This is a genomic window from Peribacillus sp. P4_D6 (assembly GCF_056401795.1).
In genome coordinates, this window is sequence record NZ_JBFUIQ010000400.1 from 1 (window position 1) to 603 (window position 603).

Here is a 603-nt window from a genome sequence, read left to right on the forward strand (position 1 = left end):
TATATACTATTTCGACATAAAGTCTGTTTATCTTAATTTACTTTGAGAAATTTTCTTCTTTCACATAATACTTATGAACGATATATGTCCAAACAAAAAAAGACACTCCAGAGAGTGTCTCAGACCGTATACTTTTTTTGAGAGAGTGTAGAATATGAACGTTGATTGGAACGTAGGGCACTCGCTTTCCGCGGGCGGTCCGGGAGCCTCCTCGGCGCTCTTGGCGCCTGTGGGGTCTCAATTGGACGCTCTTTTCCCGTAGGAGTCTCGTACCTTCCGTTCCAATCAACTGGAATATATTTTTAAGAAAAAACTGTAGGCAGGACTCATTTCGAACACTTGAATAAGCTCGCGACACTCCTGCTGAATAACTGGCTAGCGAAAAACAAAAAAACATGAAGGATAACCAAGTTTTCATTTAAAATCTTGGTTCGGGGAGACAGCCTTCCTAACTCCCTTAGTCGTCAAACTGAAACGCTCAAAAAGTGTCTTTTTCAATGATCATTTTCCTGCTGGTTAAGATTGGAATGCTTACGGGAATAAGCGAAGTAAATGACAACTCCGATAGCCATCCAGATTAAAAACCTTATCCATGTATGACTC

The 603-nt window shown here is 40.8% G+C and carries 1 protein-coding gene; it reads right to left on the reverse strand.

All coding sequences use genetic code 11. The features are described from left to right. Positions 1–494 precede the first annotated feature (494 nt). Positions 495–590 (reverse strand): amino acid permease C-terminal domain-containing protein, encoded by a 96-nt coding sequence (locus tag AC1DVB_RS27855; RefSeq protein WP_477592090.1) that lies wholly within the window; start codon positions 588–590, stop codon positions 495–497. Positions 591–603: the final 13 nt, after the last annotated feature.